Here is a 1,211-nt window from a genome sequence, read left to right as displayed (position 1 = left end):
GCCGCTGTTGCCTAACTGGTCGGTCAAGCGGACGCCAACACTGGCCATGCCTTCGGCATTCTCATGGCCAGTGTTGGTGCCCTTCGCCCTGTCGGGCTACGGCGCCGCTTACCTTGGGCGTTAGGCCTTATGCAAATCGCTCGCTCACTGGCAACTCTCGCACTGGCTTGGCTATCACCTGTAGTATTCGCAGGACAATACGATTGGCTTGTGAGCAGATTGCCCAAGAATCTTGCAGCTGACGAAAATTCCGTCGTTACCGTCGGATCTATAAAATCACAGCGCTATTTTGCGGCGCATGTAAACGCCGGAGATGAAACCCAAGAGGGTTTTAAGCCTGTACTCGTCCTGACTCGGACAAATCGCGACAACACATACGAACCTTTCAAGCTCATTGAGCTGTCAAGCTTCTCAGACTTGAGCGTCCAAATCAAGGATGGGGCGATTTACATACGCCGTGACGTAGCACACCACGGGACTTATTTTACCAACTACAAGTTCATGCCGAGCGGCGCCTCGTTTCGGCTCGTTGCCATGGAGACCCAATCCATAACGCCAGTGCAGTACGACGGCGTTAATGAGCACATTGTGCTTTGGGAAGGGGCGTCGGTCAACTTCCTGGCATCTAGGGTTACTTACTGGGCTAAGGCATTTGAAATGAACGAGCCTAAAGAACAGCGTGCTTGGCAACAAGCCCTCAAGCAGCATCAGTCTGGGGTAACTCCCAGCGTAAGAGCTCGAAGAACGGTTAGGATTAGCCATGTCAAGGCAAGTCAGTTGGACATTCAGGATTTCGACCCTGGTGAATTCAATACCGATTTCCTTTGTTGCTACTTTGATCATCGGCTGCGCTTCCACAATACATGTCAATGAGTGCCGACTTCCAACACTATCTCACATGTCACGAGCCTAACTGTCGGTTCAACGCGGACGCCAACACTGGCCATGCCTTCGGCATTTTCATGGCCAGTGTTGGTGCCCTCCGCGCTTCGCGCTCCGGCGCCGGTTAACCTGGGCGTTAGGCGAACGCAGCCCGCGCGGCTTGGATGCACCGCATGAATCGGCTAGAGTCTACGCATGGCACCAACTGTCGTCCGTGACGGCCCCTTCCGGCTGTTCTTCTTCTCCCGTGAAGAGCCTCGCATCCATGTGCATGTGGCTCACCCCGATGGCGAGGCCAAGTTCTGGCTCACTCCCATCGTTCACCTCGC

At 54.5% G+C, this 1,211-nt stretch carries 2 protein-coding genes; both read left to right on the top strand.

What is annotated here, in order from left to right; all coding sequences use genetic code 11:
• Window positions 1-129: 129 nt before the first annotated feature.
• Complete coding sequence (locus EYS42_RS16850) at window positions 130-873, top strand: hypothetical protein (protein ID WP_130969373.1); 744 nt, start codon at window positions 130-132, stop codon at window positions 871-873.
• A 204-nt stretch (window positions 874-1,077) separates the two neighbouring features.
• Window positions 1,078-1,211 (top strand): DUF4160 domain-containing protein (locus tag EYS42_RS17515; RefSeq protein WP_130969372.1); only part of this gene is annotated, 134 nt, incomplete at its 3' end.

The organism is Aquabacterium lacunae (genome assembly GCF_004310865.1).
GTDB classification, from domain to species: Bacteria; Pseudomonadota; Gammaproteobacteria; order Burkholderiales; family Burkholderiaceae_C; genus Aquabacterium; species Aquabacterium lacunae.
The sequence above is the reverse complement of the archived record's forward strand: the minus strand, read 5'-3'. Positions and strand labels throughout refer to the sequence as shown.